This is a genomic window from Lacicoccus qingdaonensis, assembly GCF_900101075.1.
Taxonomy (GTDB): domain Bacteria; phylum Bacillota; class Bacilli; order Staphylococcales; family Salinicoccaceae; genus Lacicoccus; species Lacicoccus qingdaonensis.
The window spans coordinates 1-24,050 of the sequence record NZ_FNFY01000019.1 but is presented as its reverse complement, the minus strand read 5'-3'; the positions used below and the strand labels follow the sequence as shown (position 1 = coordinate 24,050).

Annotated in this window: 28 protein-coding genes and 1 pseudogene; 28 read left to right on the top strand and 1 reads right to left on the bottom strand. The window is 43.6% G+C overall.

Annotated features, from left to right (window positions below; genetic code table 11):
• Positions 1 to 94 precede the first annotated feature (94 nt).
• On the top strand, positions 95 to 1,690 hold the full coding sequence (locus tag BLR15_RS10130; protein ID WP_092987135.1) for a CTP synthase: 1,596 nt from the start codon (positions 95 to 97) through the stop codon (positions 1,688 to 1,690).
• 22 nt (positions 1,691 to 1,712) lie between these two features.
• On the opposite strand, the gene BLR15_RS10125 is transcribed toward BLR15_RS10130, so the two are convergent.
• On the bottom strand, positions 1,713 to 2,225 hold the full coding sequence (locus BLR15_RS10125; protein WP_092987131.1) for a DUF2529 family protein: 513 nt from the start codon (positions 2,223 to 2,225) through the stop codon (positions 1,713 to 1,715).
• A gap of 218 nt (positions 2,226 to 2,443) precedes the next feature.
• On the opposite strand from BLR15_RS10125, the gene fsa reads away from it, so the two are divergent.
• From fsa to BLR15_RS09990, 27 genes and pseudogenes are all read left to right on the top strand, one after another.
• Complete coding sequence (gene fsa, locus BLR15_RS10120; RefSeq protein ID WP_092987121.1) at positions 2,444 to 3,088, top strand: fructose-6-phosphate aldolase; 645 nt, start codon at positions 2,444 to 2,446, stop codon at positions 3,086 to 3,088.
• 30 nt (positions 3,089 to 3,118) lie between these two features.
• Positions 3,119 to 4,381: a UDP-N-acetylglucosamine 1-carboxyvinyltransferase gene (locus BLR15_RS10115; protein WP_092987113.1), complete on the top strand. Its 1,263-nt coding sequence runs from the start codon at positions 3,119 to 3,121 to the stop codon at positions 4,379 to 4,381.
• Positions 4,382 to 4,491: 110 nt separating this feature from the next.
• On the top strand, positions 4,492 to 5,457 hold the full coding sequence (glpX, locus tag BLR15_RS10110; protein ID WP_092987110.1) for a class II fructose-bisphosphatase: 966 nt from the start codon (positions 4,492 to 4,494) through the stop codon (positions 5,455 to 5,457).
• 163 nt (positions 5,458 to 5,620) lie between these two features.
• Positions 5,621 to 6,937: a transcription termination factor Rho gene (rho, locus tag BLR15_RS10105; RefSeq protein WP_092987106.1), complete on the top strand. Its 1,317-nt coding sequence runs from the start codon at positions 5,621 to 5,623 to the stop codon at positions 6,935 to 6,937.
• Positions 6,938 to 7,054: 117 nt separating this feature from the next.
• A complete protein-coding gene (locus BLR15_RS10100) occupies positions 7,055 to 7,312 on the top strand; it encodes a type B 50S ribosomal protein L31 (RefSeq protein WP_092987103.1) in 258 nt (85 codons plus the stop codon).
• A 107-nt stretch (positions 7,313 to 7,419) separates the two neighbouring features.
• Positions 7,420 to 8,499: a peptide chain release factor 1 gene (gene prfA / locus BLR15_RS10095; RefSeq protein ID WP_092987101.1), complete on the top strand. Its 1,080-nt coding sequence runs from the start codon at positions 7,420 to 7,422 to the stop codon at positions 8,497 to 8,499.
• Positions 8,500 to 8,509: 10 nt separating this feature from the next.
• On the top strand, positions 8,510 to 9,340 hold the full coding sequence (gene prmC / locus BLR15_RS10090) for a peptide chain release factor N(5)-glutamine methyltransferase (RefSeq protein ID WP_245696743.1): 831 nt from the start codon (positions 8,510 to 8,512) through the stop codon (positions 9,338 to 9,340).
• A gap of 6 nt (positions 9,341 to 9,346) precedes the next feature.
• Positions 9,347 to 10,396 carry an L-threonylcarbamoyladenylate synthase gene (locus BLR15_RS10085; RefSeq protein ID WP_092987098.1) on the top strand — a complete coding sequence of 350 codons (1,050 nt, stop codon included), beginning with the start codon at positions 9,347 to 9,349 and terminating at the stop codon, positions 10,394 to 10,396.
• Positions 10,389 to 10,802 carry an arsenate reductase/protein-tyrosine-phosphatase family protein gene (locus BLR15_RS10080; RefSeq protein WP_245696742.1) on the top strand — a complete coding sequence of 138 codons (414 nt, stop codon included), beginning with the start codon at positions 10,389 to 10,391 and terminating at the stop codon, positions 10,800 to 10,802. The genes BLR15_RS10085 and BLR15_RS10080 overlap by 8 nt, the downstream gene beginning before the upstream one ends.
• Positions 10,803 to 10,870: 68 nt before the next feature.
• Entirely contained in the window at positions 10,871 to 11,299 is a 429-nt protein-coding gene (gene rpiB, locus BLR15_RS10075; RefSeq protein ID WP_092987093.1) for a ribose 5-phosphate isomerase B, read from the top strand.
• The gene (locus tag BLR15_RS10070) at positions 11,268 to 11,819 is read left to right on the top strand and encodes a TIGR01440 family protein (RefSeq protein ID WP_092987092.1); all 552 of its coding nucleotides are present in this window, start codon (positions 11,268 to 11,270) and stop codon (positions 11,817 to 11,819) included. Before rpiB ends, BLR15_RS10070 begins: the two co-directional genes overlap by 32 nt.
• A gap of 24 nt (positions 11,820 to 11,843) precedes the next feature.
• The gene (locus BLR15_RS10065) at positions 11,844 to 13,079 is read left to right on the top strand and encodes a serine hydroxymethyltransferase (RefSeq protein ID WP_092987090.1); all 1,236 of its coding nucleotides are present in this window, start codon (positions 11,844 to 11,846) and stop codon (positions 13,077 to 13,079) included.
• A gap of 38 nt (positions 13,080 to 13,117) precedes the next feature.
• On the top strand, positions 13,118 to 13,747 hold the full coding sequence (gene upp / locus BLR15_RS10060) for a uracil phosphoribosyltransferase (protein ID WP_092987089.1): 630 nt from the start codon (positions 13,118 to 13,120) through the stop codon (positions 13,745 to 13,747).
• A gap of 24 nt (positions 13,748 to 13,771) precedes the next feature.
• Positions 13,772 to 14,905, top strand: coding sequence for a non-hydrolyzing UDP-N-acetylglucosamine 2-epimerase (gene wecB, locus BLR15_RS10055; protein ID WP_092987088.1), 1,134 nt, complete (start codon positions 13,772 to 13,774; stop codon positions 14,903 to 14,905).
• 151 nt (positions 14,906 to 15,056) lie between these two features.
• Positions 15,057 to 15,410: an ATP synthase subunit I gene (locus BLR15_RS10050; protein ID WP_092987087.1), complete on the top strand. Its 354-nt coding sequence runs from the start codon at positions 15,057 to 15,059 to the stop codon at positions 15,408 to 15,410.
• Positions 15,411 to 15,423: 13 nt separating this feature from the next.
• A complete protein-coding gene (gene atpB, locus BLR15_RS10045; RefSeq protein ID WP_092987086.1) occupies positions 15,424 to 16,161 on the top strand; it encodes a F0F1 ATP synthase subunit A in 738 nt (245 codons plus the stop codon).
• A gap of 41 nt (positions 16,162 to 16,202) precedes the next feature.
• Positions 16,203 to 16,418, top strand: a complete 216-nt coding sequence (gene atpE / locus BLR15_RS10040; protein WP_052254771.1) for a F0F1 ATP synthase subunit C — start codon at positions 16,203 to 16,205, stop codon at positions 16,416 to 16,418.
• Positions 16,419 to 16,514: 96 nt separating this feature from the next.
• Positions 16,515 to 17,030, top strand: a complete 516-nt coding sequence (locus BLR15_RS10035; RefSeq protein ID WP_092987085.1) for a F0F1 ATP synthase subunit B — start codon at positions 16,515 to 16,517, stop codon at positions 17,028 to 17,030.
• Positions 17,030 to 17,572: an ATP synthase F1 subunit delta gene (gene atpH, locus BLR15_RS10030; protein WP_092987084.1), complete on the top strand. Its 543-nt coding sequence runs from the start codon at positions 17,030 to 17,032 to the stop codon at positions 17,570 to 17,572. Before BLR15_RS10035 ends, atpH begins: the two co-directional genes overlap by 1 nt.
• A 16-nt stretch (positions 17,573 to 17,588) precedes the next feature.
• Positions 17,589 to 19,097 (top strand): F0F1 ATP synthase subunit alpha, encoded by a 1,509-nt coding sequence (gene atpA / locus BLR15_RS10025; RefSeq protein ID WP_092987082.1) that lies wholly within the window; start codon positions 17,589 to 17,591, stop codon positions 19,095 to 19,097.
• Positions 19,098 to 19,129: 32 nt separating this feature from the next.
• A complete protein-coding gene (gene atpG, locus BLR15_RS10020; RefSeq protein WP_092987081.1) occupies positions 19,130 to 20,008 on the top strand; it encodes an ATP synthase F1 subunit gamma in 879 nt (292 codons plus the stop codon).
• 20 nt (positions 20,009 to 20,028) lie between these two features.
• Positions 20,029 to 21,441, top strand: coding sequence for a F0F1 ATP synthase subunit beta (gene atpD / locus BLR15_RS10015; protein ID WP_092987080.1), 1,413 nt, complete (start codon positions 20,029 to 20,031; stop codon positions 21,439 to 21,441).
• A 19-nt stretch (positions 21,442 to 21,460) separates the two neighbouring features.
• Complete coding sequence (locus BLR15_RS10010) at positions 21,461 to 21,865, top strand: F0F1 ATP synthase subunit epsilon (protein WP_092987079.1); 405 nt, start codon at positions 21,461 to 21,463, stop codon at positions 21,863 to 21,865.
• A 64-nt stretch (positions 21,866 to 21,929) separates the two neighbouring features.
• Positions 21,930 to 22,136 carry a DUF1146 family protein gene (locus tag BLR15_RS10005; RefSeq protein WP_245696740.1) on the top strand — a complete coding sequence of 69 codons (207 nt, stop codon included), beginning with the start codon at positions 21,930 to 21,932 and terminating at the stop codon, positions 22,134 to 22,136.
• 97 nt (positions 22,137 to 22,233) lie between these two features.
• A complete protein-coding gene (gene murA, locus BLR15_RS10000; protein WP_092987078.1) occupies positions 22,234 to 23,523 on the top strand; it encodes a UDP-N-acetylglucosamine 1-carboxyvinyltransferase in 1,290 nt (429 codons plus the stop codon).
• A 14-nt stretch (positions 23,524 to 23,537) separates the two neighbouring features.
• Entirely contained in the window at positions 23,538 to 23,726 is a 189-nt protein-coding gene (locus BLR15_RS09995) for a DNA-directed RNA polymerase subunit beta (protein WP_092987077.1), read from the top strand.
• A 123-nt stretch (positions 23,727 to 23,849) separates the two neighbouring features.
• A pseudogene (locus BLR15_RS09990) lies at positions 23,850 to 24,050 on the top strand (IS5/IS1182 family transposase); the annotation flags it as partial.

Below are 24,050 nucleotides of genomic sequence, written 5' to 3'. Positions count from 1 at the left end.
TTTATTTGGGCTCCCTGAAACAGGGAAGATAAAGAACGGCTCCTTTTCACGTTGTGTGAAAGGGAGCATTTTTATTTTTACAGGAGGAAGAAAGATGACTAAATATATCTTTGTTACCGGAGGAGTTGTATCTTCACTCGGTAAAGGCATTACAGCAGCTTCACTCGGCAGACTATTAAAAGACCGAGGTTATAAAGTGACAATCCAGAAATTCGATCCATATCTCAACGTGGATCCGGGGACGATGAGCCCGTATCAGCACGGCGAGGTATTCGTCACTGAAGACGGCGCCGAAACAGACTTGGATCTCGGGCACTATGAACGCTTCATAGATATCAATCTACATAAATATTCAAACGTGACAGCGGGGAAAGTTTACTCTGAAGTGATCAGAAAAGAGCGCAGGGGAGATTACCTCGGTGCGACAGTGCAGGTGATTCCGCATATCACAAACGAAATCAAATCACGTCTGATCAAAGCCGGAGAAGTTTCAAAGGCGGATGTCGTCATCACCGAAATCGGCGGTACAATCGGTGACATCGAATCATTGCCGTTCCTTGAGAGCATCAGGCAGATGCGCAGTGATATCGGACGAGAGAATGTGATGTATGTCCACTGTACTTTACTGCCGTATATCAAAGCTGCCGGAGAAATGAAGACGAAACCGACACAGCACAGTGTCAAGGAATTGCGCGGTCTCGGCATTCAGCCGGATATGATCGTTGTCCGTTCCGAGCACGAAATGGCAGAAGAACTGAGAGATAAGATCGCTTTGTTCTGTGATATTGAAAAAGAAAATGTCATCGAAGCCCGTGATGAAGAGACCATATATAATATTGTCATGAGGCTGCAGGAGCAGAAGACGGATGATCTGGTCATCAGCAAACTTGATCTGAAACCTTCAGAACCGGCAGAACTGGTTGAATGGAAACATCTTCTTGAAAACCTCGATAATATTGATAAATCCATCTCCATCGGCATTGTCGGAAAATATGTTTCACTGCAGGATGCCTACCTGTCCGTTGCTGAATCATTGCGACACGCAGGGTATGAGCGTCAGACGGATATCGATATCAAATGGATAAATTCAGAGCATGTGAATTCTGATAACTATGAAGAGATGCTGGGTGAACTGGACGGGATCGTGGTGCCGGGCGGATTCGGTGAACGCGGTGTAGAAGGCAAAGTACTGGCATTGAAATTTGCAAGGGAAAACAATGTCCCTGTACTCGGCATCTGTCTCGGCATGCAGCTGGCTACAGTGGAATTTGCAAGAAATGTCGTCGGTCTGGAAAGGGCACACTCGAGAGAGCTTGATCCGAACACGCCTCATCCAATCATAGATCTGATGCCTGAGCAAAAAGATGTCATCGATCTTGGCGGCACACTCCGCCTCGGAAGTTTCCCGTGTGAACTGAAAGACGGTACGATTGCAAAAGAGCTTTACGATAAAGAGCTGATCAGCGAAAGGCACAGACACAGATATGAATTTAATAATGCATATAAAGAACAGCTGGAAGAACACGGCATGATCTTTTCAGGCACATCCCCGGACGGCCAGCTTGTTGAAATGATTGAATTGAAAGAACATCCTTACTTTATGGGTGTGCAGTTCCATCCGGAATTCCTTTCAAGACCGACAAGGGCGCACCCGTTATTCCAAGGTCTGATTGATGCAAGCATAAAATAAAAAATCCCCAGCCGGGGATTTTTTAGTAGTCGTCATTCGTCATCTCGTCAATCAGGACGTACAGATGATAGTATAAATAGGTGAATGCGTTCATATATGGATTGACAATCTTATCGAAATTGGGTGTCGGTATCAAAGGTCTTGGCGAGGACAGATCGATATAGTGATGGACATTATCAAGCGTCTCGTTTTCATGTCTGTTATAATTTGAAACCAGTACAAAATCGATGTCTCTGGAACGCAGTTCATCTATGAAAGTTTTTACTTCCTCATCGAAAGTATTGGCGACGACCAGCATCCTGTCCGGAGTGTCAATATTTTCAAATGCACTGAATGAAGAGGGATTGCCAAGTTTCAATTCCCCGTGGAGGAGAAGAGGCTCGAGATGCGTGAAGTCATGAAATGTTTTGATGACAATGTCGCCTTCACCATGAACAGCCTGAGACAATAATCGTGCTGCAATCTCGATTTCTTCTTCCTGAGCATCTATATGATTGTAAATATTGACGAGTTGAGTCTGTAATATTTTATCCATGTTTATCACCCCTATATAATAATTAAGCATATATCATCTCGGTGATAAAATGAATGCTTATTTGTATTCTGATAAAACAATACAGGATTTTAATCGTATTTTAATTGAAAGATACTATACTTAAATTGAATGACTGCAAAATCTCTCATCATTTTCTTTGCGGGCGTAAACAAAATTCTTATATAATGAATAAAAAGATGCAATGGAGGATTATAAATATGAAATATTTTATTGATACAGCAAATATGGATGAAATTAAAGAAATACATGAGTGGGGCGTACTAAGCGGTGTAACAACCAACCCTTCACTCGTCGCCAAAGAAAAGGACATATCATTCCATGAACGACTTGTAGAAATCTGTGAACTGGTCCAGGGCCCTGTCAGCGGTGAAGTCATTTCACTGGAAGCTGAAGGCATGATTGAAGAAGGCAGGGAACTTGCAAAGCTTCATGAACACATCATCGTTAAAATTCCGATGACCGGTGAAGGTATGAAAGCCGTCAAAGTACTGGCTTCAGAAGGCATCAAAACAAACGTCACTCTCGTTTTCAATACCGTACAGGCACTGACTGCAGCAAGGGCGGGTGCGACCTATGTATCGCCGTTCATCGGAAGACTGGATGACATCGGCCTTGAAGGACTGCAGCTGATCGAAGATATCAGTTATATTTTCGCGCTTCATGATATCGATACTGAAATCATTGCGGCTTCGATCAGGAACGAAGGACATATTCATGGCGCTGCTCTAAAAGGTGCGCATATAGCGACGGTACCTTATAAAGTATTGAAGAAATTGACTGATCACCCACTGACTGATAAGGGGATCGAGCAGTTCTTGAATGACTGGAATAAGGATAAGTAAAACGCTCGATATCAAGTAAGGAGTAAGTATATGAAAAAAGAAGTGATTAAAGTACGTGGCGGAAGAACTCTTACAGGAGAAGTCGATATAAGCGGCGCAAAAAACAGTGCAGTTGCACTGATTCCTGCATCATTGATGGCGTCTGAAGGCGAAGTGATATTGGAAGGTCTTCCTGAAATTTCTGATGTGGATACTTTGATGAGTTTATTGAACGATTTGAATATTGATACTGATTTAGAGGACACCACACTTAAAATCAATGCAGAAAATGCACAGAATATGCCTTTATCCAACAACAAGGTTCAGTCTTTGAGAGCATCGTACTATATGATGGGTGCAATGCTTGCACGTTTTAAAAAATGTGTCATCGGCCTGCCGGGCGGCTGTCCGCTGGGACCGAGACCGATTGATCAGCATATCAAGGGTTTTGAAGCACTTGGTGCCAAAGTGACGAATGAATACGGCGCAATGTATCTGGAAGCGGAAAAACTGACAGGAGCGAAAATCTTTTTTGATGTCGTCAGTGTCGGCGCGACGATCAACCTCATGGTCGCTGCCAGCCAGGCTGAAGGCAAGACGATTCTTGAAAACGTCGCAAAAGAGCCGGAAATTGTTGATGTGGCCTCACTTCTGAATAAGATGGGAGCGAACATCAAAGGTGCGGGTACTGATACGATTAAAATCTATGGTGTGGACAAACTCCGGGGGACGAGGCACAACATCATACCCGACCGGATTGAAGCCGGGACATACATGATTGCGGGCGCAATCAAAGGAAAAAATTACCGGGTGAACAATATCATCCCGACGCATATGGAGTCATTGACTTCTAAACTTCAGGAAATTGGTGTTGAAATCGAAGAAGGGGACGACTATGTCGTGCTGTCCCATCCAAAAACATACAAGCCGGTCTCACTGAAAACACAGGTGTACCCGGGGTTCGCAACAGATCTTCAGCAGCCGATCACCCCGCTGTTGTTTCTGACGGATGGCGTGAGTAAAATTACAGAGACGATCTATCCGGCAAGATTCCGTCACGTTGACGAACTGAGACGCCTCAGCGCAAATATTGAAAAGAAAAGCGGGACTGCTCTGATTTACCCGTCAGAGCTTCAGGGCGCCGATGTATATGCGAGTGACTTAAGGGCCGGTGCATGTCTTTTATTATCCGGTCTCATTGCAAACGGTGTAACGACGATTCATAATGTCGAGCATATTGACCGGGGATACAGTGATATAGTGAGAAAACTGGAAGAGCTCGGTGCGGATATATGGAGAGAAACCATTGAATAAGTACTTGATCCCGGAATTAATGCAGTCGATTAATTCCGGGATTTTTTGTTTCATTTTATAATTTTTCAATATGATATACTGATTTTGAAATAATATTTGGAGGTTCTCACATGGAGAGAAGTTTATCTATGGAGCTGGTCAGAGTGACGGAAGCGGCAGCTCTTCAAAGTGCTAAATGGGTCGGAAAAGGCATGAAGGAGGCAGCGGACGATGCAGCGACTGAAGCCATGCGTACAGTATTTGATACTATACCGATGACAGGTAAAGTGGTTATAGGTGAAGGAGAGATCGATGAGGCACCGATGCTTTACATAGGCGAAGAACTGGGAACGCGCGAAGGACCGGAAATCGATATCGCAGTCGATCCCCTTGAAGGAACATCAATTGTCGCCAACGGCGCATGGAATGCACTTACAGTCCTTGCCGTAGCCGACAAAGGCAATTTACTGCATGCGCCAGATATGTACATGAATAAAATTGCAGTCGGACCGGAGTGCCGGGGACAGGTCGACCTCGATGCCCCGGTGTCAGCCAATCTAAAAGCAGTGGCAAAAGCAAAAGGCAAAAGTATATCTGAAGTCACGGTCACAATTATAAAAAGAGAAAGGAACCGTAAAATAATAGATGAAATAAGAGCGGCCGGTGCACGGATCAAATTTTTCCATGACGGAGATGTAGCGGGAGCGATCAATACATGCTTTGACTGGACAGGTGTTGATCTGATGCTTGGCATCGGCGGTGCACCGGAAGGTGTGATTTCAGCAGTCGGCATCAAATGTCTGGGCGGCGATTTCCAGGGCAGGCTGGTGCCGATGAGAGACGGTGACACTGAGCGCTGTGAGTCCATGGGTGTGGATCCAGAGAAAAAGCTCCTGATGGACGACCTTGTCCGGGGGGATGATGCGATATTTGCAGCCACTGCGGTGACAGACGGCGAAATGATGAAAGGCGTCCAGTTCAAAGGAAGTTATGCCGAAACATCATCAGTCGTCATGAGAGCAAAGTCCGGGACCGTCCGTTTCATCAATGGACGTCACAGTCTGCAGAAAAAACCGAATATGGTGATGGAAGATTAGATCTTTACAGAAGTGTATCCGGAAAAATGATATGCTTCTTTTCTTTTAACCATAAATAATGTAAAATATCAGATGTTCATCACACAACATCTTCAATCATCCTCTTTAAACTTTTTTAATATAAATCAAACAATACCCAAAAATATGAAAGTGAAGTGAATACATGGCTGATCGAAACAAAGAAGGCATGAAGTACGAAACCTTCGATTCGCTATATAAAGGCAATTCCACAAAGGTACTTACCGAACGTGCAAAAGAACTGAAACTGACAAACTACAGCAAGCTGAATAAAAAAGAGCTTGTACTTGCCATCATGGAAGCCGAAATGGAGAAAGAGGGCAACTATTACATGGAAGGCGTACTGGACGACATTCAGCAGGACGGCTATGGTTTTCTCCGTACGGTAAACTTTTCAAAAGGTGAGAAAGACATCTATATCTCCGCATCCCAAATCAGAAGATTCGAATTGAAAAAAGGTGACAAAGTCACCGGGAAAGTCAGAAAGCCCAAAGAAAATGAAAAATATTACGGCCTGCTGCAGGTCGATTTCATCAATGACCAAAATGCTGAAGATGTGAAGAAGCGTCCGCACTTCCAGGCGCTTACCCCCCTGTATCCGGAAGAGCGCATACACCTTGAAAATAAGGGCAGTGGCTTATCCACACGCATTATGGACCTTGTCACACCGATCGGTTTCGGCCAGCGCGGAATGATTGTCGCACCGCCGAAAGCGGGTAAGACATCGCTGCTGAAAGAAATTGCAAATGCAATTGCGGTGAATCATCCGAAGGCCAAGCTGTTCATACTGCTGATAGGCGAGCGGCCAGAAGAGGTTACAGACCTGGAGCGTTCTGTTGAAAATGCCGATGTTGTACACTCGACTTTCGACGAACCGCCTCAGCATCATGTGAAAGTTGCTGAACTTCTTCTTGAAAGATCGAAACGTATGGTTGAGATGGGTGAGGACGTCATCATTTTAATGGATTCGATCACACGTCTGGCAAGAGCGTATAACCTGGTAATCCCGCCAAGCGGACGCACTTTATCCGGCGGACTGGATCCGGCAAGCTTACACCGGCCGAAACATTTCTTCGGTGCTGCCCGTAATATAGAAGCAGGCGGAAGCCTGACCATTCTTTCCACGGCACTTGTTGAGACCGGAAGCCGTATGGATGATGTCATTTATGAAGAGTTCAAAGGGACTGGGAACATGGAACTACATCTGGACCGGGGACTCAGTGAGAAAAGAATCTACCCGGCGATTGATATCCGCCGTTCGAGTACGAGAAAAGAAGAACTGCTGCTAGACAAGAAAGAATTGGATGTACTGTGGCAGCTTAGAAAACTGTTTACAGATGCGCCTGACTTTACGGAAAGATTCCTGAGAATATTGAAACAGACGGAATCAAACGAAGAATTCTTTGATGTCCTCAGGGACCGCATGGTGTCTTCTCAAAAATCAGGAAAGCCTGTAATATAAAACACTTGAAAAACGGTTGATTTTTGAAGTTATACAATGTATAATACACAAGTATTGTGTGGCAAAACCACAAAATAACTCTGTTCCAGATGGTTCAGGGCAAGGGAGCTGAATATCATGAGAGACAACATTCATCCGGAATATCATAAAGTAATATTTTTAGATTCTACGACAGATTATAAATTTTTAAGTGGATCTACACGTACTTCCGATGAAACGATGGAATGGGAAGATGGTAAGGAATATCCGGTTATCCGTTTGGATATATCATCTGATTCGCATCCATTTTATACCGGCCGCCAAAAATTCGCATCTGCGGATGGCCGTGTTGAGAGATTCAACAAAAAATTTGGTTTCAAATCAGCAAATGAATAATGTGAAAAATGATCAAACTGCCTTGGAACATGTGTTTCAATGCAGTTTTTTTGTGTCAAAAATATGATATACTTAGAAAGATTACAGAAGACGGAAAAGGTGAAAATATGTTTGATCAATTGGAGATAATTGAAAATCGGTATGAACAGCTGAATGAGCTTTTAAGCGACCCCGATGTTGTCAGTGATCCTGATAAATTAAGAGAGTATTCAAAAGAACAAAGTGATCTGCAAAAGACAGTGGACGTCTTTCGTGAATATAAAAATTATAAAGAGACGATGGAAGAATCGAAAGAAATGCTGCATGAAACTGACGACAAAGAAATGCTCGATATGCTGAAGGAAGAAATTTCCGACTCTGAAAAGCATATACCGGAACTGGAAGAGCAGTTAAAACTATTACTCCTTCCGAAAGATCCAAATGATGATAAAAACGTCATCATTGAAATACGCGGTGCCGCGGGCGGAGATGAGGCCCAGATATTTGCCGGCGATCTGTTCAGAATGTATTCCCGCTATGCAGAAAATAATGGCTGGAAGACTGAAGTGGTCGAGGCGAATGCCAGTGACCACGGCGGCTATAAGGAAATCAGCTTTATGATCCAGGGTCACGGCGCCTTTTCCAGACTGAAGTACGAAAATGGCGCACATCGTGTGCAAAGAGTACCTGAAACAGAGTCCAGCGGCAGGATCCATACATCAACGGCGACAGTCGCAGTTCTGCCTGAAGTTGAAGATGTCGAGATGGATATCAGAAATGAAGACCTTAAAATCGATACCTACCGTTCCAGCGGAGCGGGCGGACAACACGTAAACACGACGGATTCAGCCGTCCGTATCACCCATATCCCTACAGGTGTGGTTGTCACATCCCAGGATGAGAAATCCCAGATTAAAAACAGGGAACGTGCGAGAAAGGTTTTGAACGCAAGAATCTATGACCTGATGCAGCAGGAAGCGGAAGCTGAATATGCGGAGCAGAGAAAATCGGCAGTGGGGACGGGCGACCGTTCAGAACGCATAAGAACATACAACTATCCCCAGAGCCGTGTTACAGACCACAGAATCGGTCTGACAATCCAAAAACTGGATCAGATTATTGAAGGCAGACTTGATGATATCATCGACGCATTGATCATCGAAGAGCAGACATCCAAACTTGAAGAGCTGAACAATGCCACCATATAATTATCGTGATGTGATAAGAAAAGCAGAAAATTCTCTTTATGCCCATGGTAAAGAAACGAGAATAGCCCAGCTTTTGGCAGAAGACCTCTTCAGAATGACAACTGCCCAGATCATGATGAAGTCAGATGAGCCGATGTCACAATGTGAGCAGGGGATTTATGATAAAGCTGTCAAAAGAGTGTGTGCCGGAGAACCCTATCAATACGTTGTGGGGTTTTCATGGTTTTACGGGGAAAAATTCAAAGTGACGACTGACACGTTGATTCCGAGAAATGAAACAGAAGAACTGGTCATGTTTGTTCTGAATGAAGAAAAAGACGACGGCCGGACCGTGGTGGATATCGGAACGGGCACCGGAGCGATACCGGTGACCCTGCATAAATACTGGAATCAAAATAAAGTATATGCAACAGACATATCACAGGATGCTCTCGAAGTGGCAAAAGAAAACTGTAATGCACATAATGCCGACATCACTTTTTATCATGGTGATTTATACCGTCCGTTGATTGAGAATCATATAAAGGCAGATGTCATCATCTCCAATCCTCCCTATATATCAAAAGATGATATACCGGTCATGACGCCCTCTGTCATCGAGCACGAACCGCACCAGGCACTGTTTGCCGGGGATGACGGACTTGAGATTTATAAAAGGCTGATTGACGGACTGCCCGAAGTGTTAAGTGCCGGCGGCAGGGTTTATTGTGAAATTGCTTTTAATCAAAAGGAGCCATTGTTAATATATCTACTGAGGAGATGGCCGGAGACAAAACGGTACGGAGTTGTGAAAGATATCAACAAGCAGGACAGAATACTTTATTTTACCTGGGAAGGATGAGGGAGTTTGGATACAAAAATTTGGCAGATTTCATCAGATGAACTGAACAGTCCCGGAACATTGGACAAGCTGGAAGAAATAAAGACAGTACTGACATATGGGGAAGTCATCGGACTGCCCACCGAGACGGTATACGGGCTTGCAGGGGATGCAACGAACCCGGAAGCCATCCAAAAAATATTCAATGCCAAAGAAAGACCGCAGGATAATCCGCTGATCGTCCATATCCACAGTATTGAGCAGTTGGAAAAATTCGCTGAAATACCGGATGAACGCATTTTAAAGCTGATGGAAACTTTCTGGCCGGGGCCGATATCTTTCATATTGCCTTTGAAGGATAATTATATCGCTGCGAAAACTGTGGCAGACTTAAGATCCGTCGCCGTAAGGATGCCGAGTCATCCTGTCGCTCTGAGGATTCTGGAGTATACGGACATTCCGCTGGCGGCTCCGAGTGCCAATATAAGCGGGAAGCCTTCACCGACCGATTACAGCCATGTCATAGAGGATTTAAAGGGTAAGGTGTATGGTGTTATTGCCAGCGATTCGGCCGATTACGGCATCGAAAGCACAGTGCTGGACTGTACAACATTTCCATACCGTATTGCAAGACCGGGCGAGGTCACGAAAGAGGATTTGGAAAGCGTTATCGACGGACAGGTCGCTGTCCATTCAGGTGATATGGAGAAGCCTGTTTCCCCGGGGATGAAATATAAGCATTATGCACCCAGGCAGCCGCTCATACTGATTGAAGGCAGTGTGTTGTCGCAGACGCTGACATCCGAAAAAGAACAGAACATCGGTGTGATTGCACCCGAACGATTCCGCCGTGATATCCCGGAAGATGTGGAGTTTGTCAGCCTGTGCCAAAAGGAAGACGATTACAGGGAAGCGGCTAAAAATTTGTACGGTGCACTCAGAAAGATGGACAAGTCCGATGTGGACATCATCTATATATACAGGTTTAGAGTAAATCCGCGATCTGAAGCACTGTTAAACAGAATATATAAAGCCGCAGGCGACGTATTGATAAAAGGAGCGCATGAAATTGACTAAACCGATTGTATTTGTGTGCACAGGAAACACCTGCAGAAGTCCGCTTGCTGAAAGCTACGCAAAATCAACATATGAGAACCATACATTTTCTTCGAGGGGGATCATGGTCACAGAAACCATGACCAACCCTTCATCTCAGCAGATTATTGATGAAGAAAAACTTAGCCAGCCGGATGCGCCGCAGCAGATATCAGATGAGGATGCCAAAAACTCCATATTATTGACAATGACAAAAGGGCACCAGGATCTATTGAAGGAGCTGTACCCTGATTCGGAAGTGTATTTATTGAGCGAATATGCGGACGGAAGTGCCATGGACATCATTGACCCCGTAGGGGGAAGCTATGAAGATTACCGTGAAGTGTATGCTCAAATGAAATCTTTTATAGATAAATTATTTAAATAATGTGATAAAAGTAATATGATTACTTTCAAGTATGAGAATTTTATATATAATATAGTTGAGGTGAAAATATGAAAGTTATAATTGGGTCAGATCACGGCGGCTTTAATCTGAAGAATACCATTGTCAGTGAACTGAAAGAAAAAGACGTGGATATCACTGATTTCGGGCCGGGATCCGACGATTCCGTTGACTATCCGGATTTTGCAAAACCGCTGGCGGAGAAGGTGGCTGCGGGGGAATACGATAAAGGCATTCTGATTTGCGGAACCGGTATAGGCATGAGTATTTCTGCGAACAAAGTCAAAGGTATCCGTTGTGCTTTAGTGCATGACACATTCTCAGCAAGAGCGACAAGAGAGCACAATGATTCGAACATCCTGGCAATGGGTGAAAGGGTTATTGGAAAAGGTCTCGCGTCCGACATTGTAGACATTTGGTTAAATACTGAATTCGAGGGTGGTAGACATGAAAAAAGAGTTCGGAAAATTGAAGAATGATCTGGAAACACTGATAGCAGAGCTTGAAGAGGAAAAATTTTTCTTTGAAGGTCAGCGTCTTATCATCGGCTGTTCCACATCTGAAGTGATCGGCGAACATATTGGCAAAAGCAGTTCACTGGAAGTGGCGGAAGTGATTTTCGACAGTTTAAGTACGGTAAGAGAGAAATATGATATTCATTTAATGTTTCAGGGGTGTGAACACATCAACCGGGCAGTAACAATGGACAGAGGAACTTCTGTTCAGTTCGGCTTCGATGAAGTGAGCGTCGTACCTCACAGAAGTGCAGGCGGCAGCCTCAGTGAATATGCGTATCAGGAGATGGCCGACCCGGTTGTTGCTGAATTCGTCACTGCAGATTCCGGCATAGATATCGGCCAGACAATGATCGGTATGCATTTAAAGCATGTTGCTGTACCTCTGAGGACAAATACAAGACTGATCGGCGAAGCGGTTGTAACAATAGCGAAAACCAGACCTAAGCTGATCGGCGGTCCCAGAGCAAAATATAATACCTAAATAAATGTATAGGGGAGAATGCAAGTGTCAAATATCAAATCACAAGATCCAAAACTGTTTGAAGCAATGGAATCTGAGTTTAACCGTCAGGATAAAAATATTGAATTGATCGCATCCGAGAACTTTGTATCCAAAGCAGTATTAGAAGCACAGGGTTCAATCCTGACGAACAAGTACGCAGAGGGGTATCCTCATAAACGCTATTACGGCGGATGTGAATTCGTGGATGTCGTTGAAGATCTGGCGAGAGACAGGTTGAAGGAGATTTTCGGCGCCGAGTACGTGAACGTCCAGCCACATTCCGGCTCACAGGCGAACATGGGTGTTTATTTCTCAATACTCGAACCGGGAGATAAAGTGCTGGGCATGAATTTAAGCCACGGCGGCCATCTGACGCATGGTGCACCGGTCAACTTCAGCGGCAAGATGTATGAGTTCAGTGAGTATGGTGTCGATAGTGAAACGGAAACGATTGATTATGATGAAGTGATGGAAATAGCAAAAAAAGAACAGCCGAAGCTCATCATAGCAGGAGCGAGCGCTTATTCAAGACAGATCGATTTTGCAAAATTCCGTGAAATCGCTGACGAAGTCGGTGCTTATTTCATGGTGGATATGGCGCATATTGCAGGTCTCGTGGCAGCGGGACTGCACCCGAATCCGGTGCCGCATGCGGACTTTGTCACTTCCACTACACACAAGACGCTGAGAGGGCCGAGAGGTGGCATCATCCTGGCAAAAGAGAAGTTTGGCAAAAAACTGAACAGCATGATATTCCCGGGTATTCAGGGCGGTCCACTGATGCATATCATCGCTGCCAAAGCGGTGGCATTCGGAGAAGCACTTGAAGACGGCTTCAAAGAATATCAGCAACAGGTGATCAAAAATGCCCAGGCACTGGCGAAAGGTCTGACTGACAACGGCCTGAGAGTCGTTTCAGGCGGCACTGACAACCACATCGTTTTAGTTGATGTAAAGAGTTTCGGTCTGACTGGCAAACAGGCGGAAGAAGCGCTTGATGAAATTGGTATTACATGCAATAAAAACACCATTCCATTTGATAAAGAATCTCCATTTGTAACGAGCGGTCTTCGTCTCGGCACGCCGGCCATGACGACAAGAGGCTTCAAAGAAAAAGACATGGAAGAAGTTGCGAAGTTGATGGCAGAGACATTGAAGCGCACGAAAAATGAAGAGGGCCTGGATGGAATAATCGAAAAAGTACATGCAATGACTGCAGATTATCCTTTGTACGGTTGATAAATATTTAAGTATCTAGAATGAACAGGAGGGCATTTATGTCAAAGGTTCAAGTGATGGAACATCCTCTTATTCAGCATAAAATGGGTTTTATAAGAGATAAAAACACTCCTACCAAAACATTCAGGGAACTGGTTGATGAAGTCGGCATGCTGATGGCATATGAAGTGACCAGAAATCTTGATTTGGAAGACGTCGAGGTGGATACACCGATACAGACGACAACAGCCAAAAGGCTGAGCGGTAAAAAGATTTGTCTTGTTCCGATTTTAAGGGCGGGGCTCGGTATGCAGGAGAGTATTCATAAGCTGATACCTTCTGCCCGGGTCGGCCATATCGGTCTTTACCGTGATCCGGATACATTGCAGGCGATAGAGTACTATGCAAAATTTCCTGGAGATATTGAAGAGCGGGATATTTTTGTCATCGATCCGATGCTGGCAACAGGCGCATCCGCAGTCGAGGCGATCACTGCAATCAAAAAAAGAGGCGGCAGTAAAATCCGTTTCATCTGTTTGATTGCCGCACCTGAAGGTGTGGAAGTCCTGCAGGAGGCTCATCCTGATGTGGACATCTATATTGCCGCACTGGATGACAGGCTGGATGAACACAGTTACATCGTGCCCGGCCTGGGTGATGCCGGAGACCGTTTATTCGGTACAAAATAATTCAAATTAATAGGGAGAAAATTCATGAAAAAGATTATGACTATATTTGGAACTCGACCGGAAGCGATCAAGATGGCGCCGCTGGTGCTTGCTTTGAAAAATGACCCGGAGCTGGAACCAATTGTTGTAGTTACCGCTCAACATAGAGAAATGCTTGATCAAGTGCTGAAAATATTTGATATAGAACCTGATTATGATTTAAATATCATGAAGCAGGGGCAGACTCTTTCGGAAATTACCGGAAGGGTGATCGAAGGGCTTGACTCGGTGATCAAAGAAGCAAAACCGGATATGATTCTGGTACATGGCGACACTACGACAACATTTGCGGGCAGCCTTGCTGCATTCTACAACCAGATAGATATCGGCCATGTGGAAGCGGGACTCAGAACACACAACAAATACTCACCATTCCCTGAAGAGATGAACAGACAGATGACAGGTATTCTTGCAGACCTTCATTTTTCACCTACGGAAAATTCCAAGAAGAACCTTCTTGTGGAAAATAAGAATGAAGCATCCATATCTGTTACAGGGAATACTGCAATAGATGCATTGAATACTACCGTCAATGATGAGTATTACAGTGAAATAATAGAGAAACATAAAGACAACAAGGTGATTCTTCTGACTGCTCACAGACGTGAAAACATCGGTACGCCGATGCACAACATCTTCAGTGCGGTGAGGGATATCGTCGATGAATTCGAAGACGTAACAGTCGTTTATCCAATTCATAAAAACCCTAAAGTGAGAAATATTGCCGATGAATATCTCGGAGGTCATGACCGTATAGAAATCATTGAACCTTTGGATGTCGTCGACTTCCACAACTTTGCAGCGAACAGCCACATCATTTTGACCGATTCGGGCGGTGTTCAGGAAGAAGCACCTTCACTGGCAAAGCCCGTTGTGGTTCTAAGAGACACTACAGAACGTCCGGAAGGTGTGGAAGCAGGTACTTTGAAACTTGCCGGCATAGAGAAACAGTCAATTTATGACCTTACCAGGGAATTACTTACAAATGAAGATGTGTACAGGGGGATGTCACAGGCGGCGAACCCGTATGGAGACGGTGAGGCATCAAAACGTATATGTGAAAACATAAAATATTTTTATGGTGTCTTAAAAGATAAACCTGAAAGTTTCCGTGTGTAATTAATTGTGTCGATAATATGTCGCGGTTTCATAATGATTAAATAAATCTATACATGTTATTGACACAAAAATTGCTCTCATATATCATTACAAGAGTAATGTGAAAGTTACTCTAGGAAGCTTTCCAAACCACTAGGAGACTGTATCTATAGTGTCATTTTTCAGGCGATTTTTTAATCATTTCTTAAGATATTTATCTATCCCGCTCATAGTAAGTTTACTCTTTGTCCTTTTTACACAATCATCAATAGCTGCCGGACTACTCATAGGCACTTCTGCGTCCACATTGATGATTTTCAACTGGTATTATCATCTTGATAAAGCATACGAAGAAGAAAATGGCAAAGTTAAACTCGGGACAATGACAAGATTCATCATTGTTATAGTGACATTGCTGGTGTGGCTGAGGTTTCCGGAAACGTTCAACATTTTTGCGATAACTGTAGGGTTGCTCCTTGGTTATATATTGATTATTTTTCATGCTGTCAGAGAATTAACGAAGTGAAAGAGGTGAAATAATGGAACACGGAACTCCAACGATTACGATTGATTTTTTCGGTTTGCCAATAATGTTTGATCTGTCGACATCATTGATGATTGTCATTACATGTCTGGTTGTTTTCTTCGTATTGTTTTTCATGACGCGAAAACTGGCCGTAAGACCGACAGGTAAACCGCAGGTTCTTGTGGAAGCGCTGGTAAACTTCGTTAAAGGTATGATTTCAAGTAATATGGCCTGGAAGCAGGGTGGTAAATTCCACTTCATGGCAATTACTCTGATTGCTTTTATCTTTGTGGCCAATATAATCGGTATACCATTTACAATCATACTTCCTGATGCCGACCATACTCTATGGTGGAAATCTCCAACGGCAGATCCGACGGTAACGTTGACACTTGCCGGGCTGATGATTGTACTGACACACTATTACGGAGTCCAGGCCAGAGGCTTGGGGACTTACGTTAAATCTTATTTTCAACCAATGTGGTTCATGGCACCGATCAAGTTCATTGAAGAATTTACATATAATTTAACGTTAGGTCTTCGTCTTTACGGTAACATCTATGCAGGTGAAATCCTGTTGTTACTACTGGTATCCCTGATTACGACAGGTGGAGTGCTTGGTGCTGTTGGCGGATTCATCCCGCTGATGGTATGGCAGGGATTCAAACTGTTCATCAGTGCGATTCAGGCGTTCATATTCGTTATGTTAGCAATGGTTTATCTCTCTCATAAATTGAGTGATGATCATTAATATAAAAATTACATTTATATCTATTTAGGAGGAAATATTTTATGAATTTACTTGCAGCTGGTATTGCAGCAGGATTAGCAGCACTTGGAGCGAGCTTTGGTATTGGTATGGTAGTTTCGAAAACAGTCGAGTCAGTAGCACGTCAGCCGGAAGCGAAAGGTCCCCTGCAGACAATCATGTTCATCGGTATCGGTGTTGTTGAAGCTGTTCCGATCATGGCAATCGTTATCGCATTCCTACTTATGTTTACGTTCTAAGAATCGTTACTAAGGCGAAGTCTTATACCAAGATTTCGCCCTCTTATTATGTTGTTTGATGAGTGAACGAAACTTTCTTGAAAGGAGTGTACATAAGTGGAATTTCTTATATTGGGAAATACTGGAGATGTCGGCGTGGCAATCGGAAGCAGTGTTGTACTGCTCGTAAGTTTCCTTATTCTGCTTGGGGCTTTATCATACTTTGTCTGGAAACCATTGAAAAAAGTTATGGATGACAGAGAGAATCTTATACATTCGGAAATCGATGATGCAGAACAACGCAGAATTGAAGCGCAGCGTCTTCAAGAAGAAAATGAAGCATTGGTAAAACAGACACAGGCAGACATATCTGCAATTATGGAAGATGCCAAGAACCAGGCAACAAAAGAACAAGAAGCTATTGTTCATGATGCAAATACACGTGCGAATCAGCTTATGGCAAATGCGAAGGCTGATGTTGAGCGTGAAAAAGAAAAAGCGATCCTGGAAATTAACGATCAAGTCGCTGAATTGTCAATTCTGATTGCTGAGAAGATGATTTCGAAAGAAATGGATCATAAAGATCAGCAGAAATTGGTACAGCAGTATTTACAGGAAGCAGGGGATAAATAATGGCTGAAGTATCGACTAATTATGCCAGTGCCCTGTTCAAAGCAGTCAAAAGCGATGAGACATTGACCGAAGTGAAAAAGGATTTCGACAATATTGTAAAAAGCGTACATAATGTGCCGGAGTTTAATGATTTCATCACAAATCCAAAGATTGCCAGAGCTGAAAGGAAAAAAGTTCTGGAAAGTGTTTTCAGTGAAATTGAAGGGCCTTTGTACAACATGCTGCTGATTCTGTTCGATAAGGGTAAGATGACTGAACTTGAAAACATTCATGAAGACTTCATCGAACTCTACAATGAACGTTTCAGCCAGGAACATGTAGTGGTCGAATCTGTCTATAAATTATCCAGTGATGAGCTGGATGATGTCGGGAAATTTTTCATAAAGAAAACAGGATTGAAAAAACTGATGATTGAAAATGAAGTGAACGAAGACCTGATCGGCGGCATCAGAGTATTTATCGATACGAAAGTATATGATGCTTCCGTAAGAGGACAGTTGAACACTTTAAAAAATCAATTCAAGGAACACGCGAATAGTTAATTGAGGAGTGACATTCATGGCAATCAAAGCTGACGAAATTAGTACTCTTTTAAAAAGCCAGATTGAAAATTATGAGAAGGACATGACAGTATCCGATGTTGGAACTGTTATACAGGTCGGTGACGGTATCGCGCTTGCTCATGGTTTGAATGATGCAATGGCTGGAGAGTTGCTGGAATTCCCTAGTGGTGTACTGGGACTGGCACAGAGCTTGGAAGAAAGTAATATCGGTATTGTTATTTTAGGACCGTATGATGATATTAAAGAAGGCGATGAAGTTAAGCGTACAGGCAGAATCATGGAAGTGCCTGTTGGTGAAGAACTTATCGGCCGCGTTGTAAACTCTTTGGGCCAGCCGATTGACGGCAAAGGTCCGATCGGTGCAACGAAGACAAGACCAATCGAAAGCCCTGCGACTGGTGTAATGGATCGTAAAAGTGTTGATGAACCATTACAGACTGGTATTAAAGCGATTGACGCTTTAGTTCCAATCGGCCGCGGTCAGCGTGAGCTGATCATCGGTGACCGTCAGACAGGTAAGACAACTGTTGCAATCGACACGATTCTGAACCAGAAAGATCAGGATATGATCTGTGTCTATGTAGCAATCGGTCAGAAGGAATCAACAGTTGCAGCTACAGTTGAAACTTTACGTCAAAATGGTGCGTTGGATTACACAATCGTAGTATCTGCGAGTGCATCCCAGCCTGCTCCATTATTATATATCGCTCCATATGCAGGAGTATCCATGGCAGAAGAATTCATGTTCAACGGCAAACACGTGCTTGTTGTCTATGATGACTTGACGAAGCAGGCTGCTGCTTACCGTGAGCTGTCATTGCTTCTTCGCCGTCCGCCGGGCCGTGAAGCTTACCCTGGTGACGTATTCTATGTACACAGCCGCTTACTTGAGCGTGCTGCAAAACTGAATGATGACCTGGGCGGCGGTTCAATCACTGCACTGCCGTTCATTGAGACTCAGGCAGGGGATATCAGTGCATACGTACCGACAAACGTTATCTCCATTACTGACGGGCAGATATTCCTGCAGTCCGACCTGTTCTTCTCAGGTGTAAGACCTGCGATCAACGCCGGACTGTCGGTTTCACGTGTAGGTGGTTCCGCACAGATCAAAGCGATGAAGAAAGTTGCAGGTACACTGCGTCTTGACCTCGCATCATACCGTGAGCTGGAGTCATTTGCGCAGTTTGGTTCAGACCTTGATGAGGCGACTGCAGCGAAACTTGAACGCGGGAAGAGAACGGTCGAAGTGCTTAAGCAGGGTGAGAACAACCCGCTGAAAGTCGAGTATCAGGTTGCAATCCTTTATGCACTTGTAAACGGGCACCTGGACGATATCGCAGTTGAAGATATCACACGTTTTGAAGATGAGTTTTTAAGCTGGATGGATTCAAACCAGAAAGAACTTCTGAACACGATCCGTGATACAAAACAATTGCCGGATGATGAAGCATACGTTAATGCGATGGAAAGCTTCAAGAAAATTTTTAATCCTTCAAAGTAAGTTGAGACGATGATGGATAAGGTGGTGAATGTATGGCTTCACTTAGAGAGATAAAAGGGCGTATCGGTTCGACAAAGAAGATGAGTCAGATTACCAGTGCAATGCACATGGTCTCAAACTCGAAACTTCGTCGGGCAGAGGAGAATGCGACCAGATTTCAGACATACCGTGATAAGCTGCAGGAAGCTGTGCAGGCGATAGCGTCTGGAGATTCTACAGCAGAACATCCTATGCTGGAAGATCGCCCTGTCAAACGTACAGGTTATGTTGTGATTACTGCGGACAGTGGTCTGGCAGGCCCTTACAACTCAAATGTTTTAAAACAACTGACCGGCACGATAAAAGAACGTCATAACAATGAAGCTGATTATTACGATATTTTGGCTATCGGTAAAATGGGTTATGAATTCCTGACCGCGAGAGGTTACAGTGTTTCGAAATACCGTACCGGCCTGGCCGATCAGCCTGACTTCAGCAGTGTCAAAGAAATTACACATGAAGCAGTATCAAGCTTTATAGATGAAGACATAGATGAACTGTACATTATATATAATGAGTTCATTAATGTGCTTGAACAGAAAGTGAAAACTGATAAGTTGCTGCCATTGTCAAAATCAGACATGGATTCGGGCTCAAAATCTGAATCAGCTTTAACGAGCTACGAGTTTGAGCCGGATAAAGAATCACTGCTTGCTACTATTCTGCCGCAGTATGCAGAAAGTTTGATATACGGTGCTTTACTGGAAGCCAAGGCAAGTGAACATGCAGCACGTATGACTGCCATGAAAGCTGCAACAGATAATGCTAAAGAACTTATAGATGATTTATCATTGGAATACAACCGTGCGAGACAAGCTGCAATTACGCAGGAAATCACAGAGATTGTTGGCGGTGCAGCTGCACTTGAATAAGATTGCTAGGAGGAAAACGAATGGCTTTAGGTCAAATAATACAAGTCATGGGTCCTGTTGTTGACGTTCGTTTTAATGAAGGCGAACTGCCTGAATTAAATAACGCATTGACTGTAGACATTCACAAAGGTGACGAAACAACTTCCCTCACTCTGGAAGTTGCACTTCACCAGGGTGATAATGTTGTAAGAACAATTGCGATGGCTTCAACAGATGCGCTTCAGCGTGGTTCAGAAGTTGTCAATACAGGCAGCCCAATTTCAGTGCCTGTCGGTGAAGCGACACTTGGCCGTGTATTTAACGTATTAGGTGAACATATTGATTTAGGTGAGCCTCTTGCTGAAACCGAAAGAAGAGATCCAATTCACAGACAAGCTCCGACATTTGATGAATTGACTACGAATGTAGAAATTTTGGAAACGGGTATTAAAGTAGTAGACTTACTTGCACCTTATACAAAAGGCGGTAAGATCGGCCTGTTCGGCGGTGCCGGTGTTGGTAAGACAGTTCTGATCCAGGAACTGATCAACAACGTGGCACAGGAACACGGCGGTATTTCAGTATTTGCCGGTGTAGGAGAGCGTACGCGTGAAGGTAACGACCTTTATTACGAGATGAGTGATTCAGGTGTTATTGAAAAGACAGCGATGGTATTCGGTCAGATGAACGAGCCGCCTGGTGCACGTATGCGTGTAGCATTGTCAGGCCTTACAATGGCAGAATATTTCAGGGATGAACAGGGACAGGATGTTCTGTTATTCATCGATAACATTTTCCGTTTCACACAGGCAGGTTCAGAGGTGTCGGCACTTCTTGGACGTATGCCGTCAGCGGTAGGTTACCAGCCTACACTTGCAACTGAGATGGGTCAGCTTCAGGAGAGGATCACAACGACAAGCACTGGTTCTGTTACGTCAATCCAGGCGGTATTCGTACCTGCCGATGACTATACAGACCCGGCGCCTGCTCAGACTTTCGCACACCTGGATGCAACGACAAACCTGGAACGTAAATTATCAGAGATGGGTATCTACCCGGCGGTGGACCCGCTTGCTTCCACTTCACGTGCATTATCACCGGCAGTTGTCGGTGAAGAACACTATGAAGTTGCAAGAGAAGTACAGGCAACAATCCAGAAATACCGTGAATTGCAGGATATCATTGCGATTCTTGGTATGGATGAATTGTCAGATGAAGATAAGGTTACAGTGTCACGTGCACGTCGTATCCAGTTCTTCCTGAGCCAGAATTTCCACGTTGCAGAACAGTTCACTGGTCAGAAAGGTTCTTATGTACCGGTTGCTGAGACTGTGAAAGGATTCAAGGAAATCCTTACAGGAAATTACGATCATATACCTGAAGATGCATTCCGACTGGTCGGCAGCATTGAAGCTGTACTTGAAAAAGCTCGTGATATGGGTGTAGAAGTATAAAATCGGGAGGTAAAATCACATGACAATTTCACTCGACATAGTGACTCCTAATGGTTCAGTCTTTCAAGAAGAAGACTGCGAGATTATCATACTTCAGTCAAAACAAGGTGAACTTGGTATTATGGCTGGACATATCCCGACTGTAGCTGCACTTAAAATAGGCAGTTTACGAGTAAAGATAAATGGTCAGTATGAATACTTTGCTGTAACTGAAGGGTTCGCAGAAGTAAACCCTTCAAAAGTCACTGTACTTGTTCAAGCAGGTGAATTTGCTGAAGATATAGATACAGAACGTGCCGAAGCAGCACGTGGGCGTGCAGAAAAATTACTGCAACAGTCACAAGATGAAAAAATAGACAGATACCGTGCAGAGTTGTCTTTACAACGTGCACTCAACCGTATAAATGTTGCACAACACAGATAAAGCCTGGGGAGCCCCAGGCTTTTTTTAAAGGGTGATTTATATTTTATTTTCACAACTGGCTTTCATGCATATAATATTACATCTGTTCAGTGTCATATTTTGCTTTTGGCTGATACAAGGATTGAATATTCAGAGATTTTTCCGAAAAGGAGAGACCGGCAGGATAATATTGTTGATGATTGTACTGTCTGTTCTGCTGGGCAGCGCTCTGAGTAATTTTATTATGGATTTCTTTTCTCTCGTTCAGGAAGCTTCATTAATATTTAATTAAAAACCGATTAAAATGCTTTACAACATGTTTAGACAACTATAGTATAGTTTATAGTTAAACAGATAGTGTTTTAACTATTATTTATGGAGTGTGGACAATGGACAAAATTATCGTTAAGGGCGGAAACAGATTAACAGGATCTGTAAATATAGAAGGCTCAAAAAACGCAGTACTTCCAGTATTGGTGGCTTCCCTGCTACCTGTCAAAGGCAGTTCTGTGTTGACAAACGTGCCGAATTTATCAGATGTGGATACCTTAACTTCTTTATTAAAATTACTTGGTGCAAAAGTTGAAACAGAAGAGGGTACTGTAAAGGTCGATTCTTCAAACGGCTTATCCTATAACGCGCCATATGATCTTGTAAGTAAAATGAGAGCGAGCATGCTTGTCATGGGGCCGCTGCTTGCACGTTATGGAAAATGTAAGATTGCCATGCCGGGCGGATGCGCGATTGGCAGCCGGCCGATTGAACAGCATATAAAAGGCCTCGAAAAAATGGGAGCGACTTTCAGAAATATTGATGGTAATATCGAAGGACATACCGACGGCACTTTAAAAGGTGCAAAGATATCATTGGATTTCCCGAGTGTAGGCGCAACTCAGAACTTGATCATGGCTGCAAGCCTCGCTGATGGAGTCACTCATCTTGAGAACGTCGCCATGGAACCGGAAATTGAAGATCTGGCTGATTATATCAATGATATGGGCGGCCGTATAACAGGTGCCGGTACAAGTCATATTGTCATCGAAGGTGTCAAAGAACTGACAGGCGTGGATCATAAAGTGATTCCGGATCGTATTGAAGCAGGCACTTTCATGATTGCTGCAGCAATCACAAACAGCGAAATCACATTAAAGAATGTCGTTGCAGATCATCTCTTGTCCCTGGTTTCCAAATTGGAAGATATGGGCATCAAGATTTTAGATAACGATAATGAAATTAAAGTTATACCATCTGAGAGATTGAAACCGATCAGTGTCAAGACGATGCCGCACCCAGGATTTCCGACAGATATGCAAAGTCAGATGATGGCACTTTTAACTACAGTACAAGGCACAAGCACCATCACTGAAACTATTTTTGAGAACAGATTCATGCATGTAGACGAATTTGGCAATATGAATGCAGATATATCATTGGAGAATAACACCGCAGTAATTAAAGGCGGCATAGCGTTGCAGGGTGCGCGTGTCAAAGCTACAGACTTAAGAGCAGCAGCAGCTTTAATACTGGCAGGATTGGCAGCTGAAGGGTATACTGTAGTTACAGAATTAAGGCATTTAGATCGGGGCTATGTTGATTTTCACAAAAAACTGAGTCAGCTTGGTGCCGATATCGAAAGAGTTAGTGACGAAGGTAAAAAGAGAGAACCCGTGACTAACTAGAGTGAGGTTTTAGTATGGAAGAAACATCAAAAAAACTTGTTCATAGACGTTTTCCGCTGGTCGTCCGTATTTTACTGTTCCTATATATCGCAATCATCGTCTTTTTCCTGGGCCTGATGATAGGCTATGGTATTTTGGACAACCCATTTGAAATATTCAGGATAGAGACGTGGGAACATATCATTAACTTAACAGAGGAATGAATTTCATAATTCTAACCCCATGTCTCCCAACAGTTTTGAGAGTTAAAAAAAGAAGCACCTCCCCAAATCTTGTATAATGGTAGTTGACGAACAAACCATAAAAAGACTGAAGGAGTGCTTCTTATGACCATTATACGACAACCAAGCTTATTTGGCATCCAGGAATTATATGACATGGCACCTCCCCAAAAATATGATGCCATTATTTCTACGATAAATTTGGATAAAATTTATCATGCAGTAACGAAAAAGTCCCGACTTGGTGCACCTGAAGAGTTGAACTATGCCGCCATGATTATTTCTATCTTTGTTAGATATGTTGAA

Excerpts from the sequence above, each read along its gene's own strand:
- BLR15_RS10070 (WP_092987092.1), top strand. The coding sequence starts at position 11,268 with ATGAAAAAAGAGTTCGGAAAATTGAAGAATGATCTGGAAACACTGATA.
- BLR15_RS10100 (WP_092987103.1), top strand. The coding sequence starts at position 7,055 with ATGAGAGACAACATTCATCCGGAATATCATAAAGTAATATTTTTAGAT.
- BLR15_RS10010 (WP_092987079.1), top strand. The coding sequence starts at position 21,461 with ATGACAATTTCACTCGACATAGTGACTCCTAATGGTTCAGTCTTTCAA.
- atpB (WP_092987086.1), top strand. The coding sequence starts at position 15,424 with ATGGAACACGGAACTCCAACGATTACGATTGATTTTTTCGGTTTGCCA.
- atpA (WP_092987082.1), top strand. The coding sequence starts at position 17,589 with ATGGCAATCAAAGCTGACGAAATTAGTACTCTTTTAAAAAGCCAGATT.
- murA (WP_092987078.1), top strand. The coding sequence starts at position 22,234 with ATGGACAAAATTATCGTTAAGGGCGGAAACAGATTAACAGGATCTGTA.
- BLR15_RS09995 (WP_092987077.1), top strand. The coding sequence starts at position 23,538 with ATGGAAGAAACATCAAAAAAACTTGTTCATAGACGTTTTCCGCTGGTC.
- atpE (WP_052254771.1), top strand. The coding sequence starts at position 16,203 with ATGAATTTACTTGCAGCTGGTATTGCAGCAGGATTAGCAGCACTTGGA.
- atpD (WP_092987080.1), top strand. The coding sequence starts at position 20,029 with ATGGCTTTAGGTCAAATAATACAAGTCATGGGTCCTGTTGTTGACGTT.
- rho (WP_092987106.1), top strand. The coding sequence starts at position 5,621 with ATGGCTGATCGAAACAAAGAAGGCATGAAGTACGAAACCTTCGATTCG.
- glpX (WP_092987110.1), top strand. The coding sequence starts at position 4,492 with ATGGAGAGAAGTTTATCTATGGAGCTGGTCAGAGTGACGGAAGCGGCA.
- upp (WP_092987089.1), top strand. The coding sequence starts at position 13,118 with ATGTCAAAGGTTCAAGTGATGGAACATCCTCTTATTCAGCATAAAATG.
- rpiB (WP_092987093.1), top strand. The coding sequence starts at position 10,871 with ATGAAAGTTATAATTGGGTCAGATCACGGCGGCTTTAATCTGAAGAAT.
- BLR15_RS10125 (WP_092987131.1), bottom strand. The coding sequence starts at position 2,225 with ATGGATAAAATATTACAGACTCAACTCGTCAATATTTACAATCATATA.
- wecB (WP_092987088.1), top strand. The coding sequence starts at position 13,772 with ATGAAAAAGATTATGACTATATTTGGAACTCGACCGGAAGCGATCAAG.
- atpH (WP_092987084.1), top strand. The coding sequence starts at position 17,030 with ATGGCTGAAGTATCGACTAATTATGCCAGTGCCCTGTTCAAAGCAGTC.
- fsa (WP_092987121.1), top strand. The coding sequence starts at position 2,444 with ATGAAATATTTTATTGATACAGCAAATATGGATGAAATTAAAGAAATA.
- BLR15_RS10005 (WP_245696740.1), top strand. The coding sequence starts at position 21,930 with ATGCATATAATATTACATCTGTTCAGTGTCATATTTTGCTTTTGGCTG.
- atpG (WP_092987081.1), top strand. The coding sequence starts at position 19,130 with ATGGCTTCACTTAGAGAGATAAAAGGGCGTATCGGTTCGACAAAGAAG.
- BLR15_RS10115 (WP_092987113.1), top strand. The coding sequence starts at position 3,119 with ATGAAAAAAGAAGTGATTAAAGTACGTGGCGGAAGAACTCTTACAGGA.
- prfA (WP_092987101.1), top strand. The coding sequence starts at position 7,420 with ATGTTTGATCAATTGGAGATAATTGAAAATCGGTATGAACAGCTGAAT.
- BLR15_RS10130 (WP_092987135.1), top strand. The coding sequence starts at position 95 with ATGACTAAATATATCTTTGTTACCGGAGGAGTTGTATCTTCACTCGGT.